The 2,584-nt window shown below is 65.7% G+C and carries 4 protein-coding genes; all 4 read left to right on the top strand.

Features of this window, described 5'->3' with window-relative positions:
- On the top strand, positions 1-617 hold a 617-nt coding region (gene ubiG / locus KDH09_20155; GenBank protein ID MCB0222022.1), incomplete at its 5' end, for a 3-demethylubiquinone-9 3-O-methyltransferase.
- 42 nt (positions 618-659) lie between these two features.
- The gene (locus tag KDH09_20150; protein MCB0222021.1) at positions 660-1,208 is read left to right on the top strand and encodes a hypothetical protein; all 549 of its coding nucleotides are present in this window, start codon (positions 660-662) and stop codon (positions 1,206-1,208) included.
- A 79-nt stretch (positions 1,209-1,287) separates the two neighbouring features.
- On the top strand, positions 1,288-1,923 hold the full coding sequence (locus KDH09_20145) for a hypothetical protein (protein MCB0222020.1): 636 nt from the start codon (positions 1,288-1,290) through the stop codon (positions 1,921-1,923).
- Positions 1,924-2,037: 114 nt separating this feature from the next.
- Positions 2,038-2,584, top strand: a 547-nt coding sequence (locus KDH09_20140; protein MCB0222019.1) for a site-2 protease family protein, incomplete at its 3' end; no start/stop codon positions are given.

Genomic DNA, 2,584 nt, shown 5'->3' with positions numbered 1-2,584 from the left:
TCGACATCGGTTGCGGCGGCGGCTTTCTGGCCGAAGAGTTCGCCGGCCTCGGCTGCAAGGTGACCGGTCTCGATCCGGCCGCCGACCTGCTGGAGGCCGCCCGCGCCCACGCGAGGAGCCGCGGGCTCACGATCGACTACGTCCACGGGAGCGGCGAGCAGCTCCCCTTCGAGGACGTTGCTTTCGACCTGGTCTACTGCTGCGACGTGCTCGAACACGTGAGCGATCTCGACAAGGTGATCGCCGAGACCGCGCGGGTGGTAAAGCCAGGCGGCTACTACTTCTATGACACCATCAACCGCACGCCCCAGAGCCGGCTCGTGATGATCAAGATGCTCCAGGACTGGCCGCTCACCCGCCTGCTACCCCCCGACGTCCACGTCTGGGACATGTTTATCAAGCCCGAAGAGCTCAGCGCCGCCATGGCCCGCCACGGACTGGAAAACCGGGACACCGTCGGGCTCTCCCCGGCGGCCGGGCCGATTAAGAGTGTTTCATCCTTCTTGCAGTTTCGGCTGGGCATGCTCAACTATGCGCAGCTTGGCGATAGAATCCGGAGCCGCGCGAGCTCCGATACGAAGATCAGCTACATGGGCTGGGCACAGCGCCGCGCGTAGAGAGGCGCCGCCCGGCAGTAAGCACATCTCTGGAGGAATCACATGAAACGAATCACCACACTGAGCGCGCTGCTGCTCGCCCTGTTCCTGGCCATGGGCACCAGCGCCTGCGGTCCCAAGGGACCTCACCATGGTCATCACGACGACGCCGCGCAGGGCCAGTACTGCCCCAAGCACAAGAAGGCCGGTTGCTGCCGCGGCGATGAAGAGGGCCGCGTCTGCAAGCACAAGAAGATGAAGTGCGACGGTCAGGGCCCCGACGGCATTGTCTGCCCGCACAAGGGCCCCTGCCCTGGCGGGGAGGCCTGCCCGCATGAGGCCAACTGTCCCGGAGGCGATGCTTGCCCGTACAAGTCCAAGTGCAAGGGAGGCGCAGACGGCGTCTGCGCCCAACCCAAAAAGAAGTGCGAAGGCAATCCCGAGGGCGTGTGCCCGCGCGGCAAGCCCCACATCTGTGCCGACGGCGAGCCCTGCACCAACCAGTGCACGGGCAAGTGCGACAAGCCCGACTGCCCCTACCGCGAGGGCGCCGACGACGAAGCGCCCGAGGGTGATGCGGCCGCTCCTGCTGCCGATGCAGCCAGCGAATAACGATTCGCGCTTGAACTAGACTGCCGGCCGCTCCCCCGAACGTGGGGAGCGGCTCTGGTTTGAGAGAAGGAAGAATCCCATGAAGCTTGCACTCGCAGTTCTCATTGCCCTGATTGCGTCCCTGTTTGCGGGTCCCCATGCGGCACAGGCCGACGATGAGTCGGTTCCCTGGTATCGCAAGCAGGCGGTCGAGCACGCCCAACGCGAGAAAGCCCGAAATGGAGAGACGCCCAAGCCCCGACTGCCGCTCACCCCGGAGCAGCGCGCCGAGCGCGCCGAGGCGCGTAAGGCCGCGCAGCAGGAGCGCCGAAGCAAGCGCCAGGCCGAGCGACTCGATGCAATCCAGGGGCGCATCGACGCCCTCACTGCCCGCCTGGCCAAGGCCAAAGAAGCCGCCGCTGGACCCGATGCCAACCGGGTCAAGCGCTGCCAGGAAGACCTCGATGCGGCGCTGGGCAAGCTCAAGGAAGCACGCGCCGACAAGCGCATCAACAAGGGCGAGCAGCGTGACATCGAGGCTTACCTCAACCGGGTCGATAAGCGCCTGACCCGCATGGGCCAGCCCGAGAGCGCCGAAGACGACATCCCGCTCGAAAAAACCGGCCCGGCGCCAAGCTTTGGCAAACCCGCCAAACCCGCAAAGCAGGGCGCCGGTAACGGTTCAGGCAGCGGCGACGGCGGCGGCTCCGGCGGCGGCAAACCCAAAGCCCGGTAATCGCGCCCGAAATCGCCTTCTCCGGGGCTCAAAAGCCCTTTGCTTCCCCTTGCCCCCGCCTGCCTGCCGGGATAGTGTCCCCCGCTCAGGCCGCCCTGTGCAGGACAGGTATTCATGCTGTTTCGACTCGAACCCGAAGCCATTGTGATGATCGTGCCCGTGCTCCTTTTCTCGCTCACGGTGCATGAGTTCGCCCATGCCTTTGCCGCCTTCCGGCTGGGTGATGACACCGCCCAGCGGGCCGGGCGCCTCACGCTCAATCCGCTGGCCCACCTCGATCCGATCGGCACCCTGATGCTGTTTCTGGTGGGTTTCGGCTACGCCAAGCCCGTCCCCATCAACATCCGCAACCTCAAGCGCCCGCGCCGCGATGACTCGATCATTGCCGCCGCCGGACCGCTCTCGAACCTGATGATGGCCATTGTGGTCGGGCTGGCACTGCGCTTCTCGTTTCCGGCCCTCATGGGCGCGCTGCGTTCCGACCCGGGCAACGCCTCGCTCATCCAGGCCGTCGTGTCCATGGGCATCTACGCCACGATGATCAACCTGGCGCTGTGCGTGTTCAACTCGCTGCCGGTCTACCCGCTCGACGGTTCCCACGTGATGGAAAACTCCCTGCCGGTGGGCAAGGCCATGAAGTTCCGCGAGAGTGCGCGCTACT

This window comes from Chrysiogenia bacterium, from assembly GCA_020434085.1.
In the GTDB taxonomy this organism is placed as follows: Bacteria; JAGRBM01; JAGRBM01; order JAGRBM01; family JAGRBM01; genus JAGRBM01.
This window is presented reverse-complemented; position numbering and strand designations above follow the sequence as displayed.

What these genes read in the sequence shown, in the direction of transcription:
- KDH09_20150 (MCB0222021.1), top strand. Translation starts at nt 660, where the DNA reads ATGAAACGAATCACCACACTGAGCGCGCTGCTGCTCGCCCTGTTCCTG.
- KDH09_20145 (MCB0222020.1), top strand. Translation starts at nt 1,288, where the DNA reads ATGAAGCTTGCACTCGCAGTTCTCATTGCCCTGATTGCGTCCCTGTTT.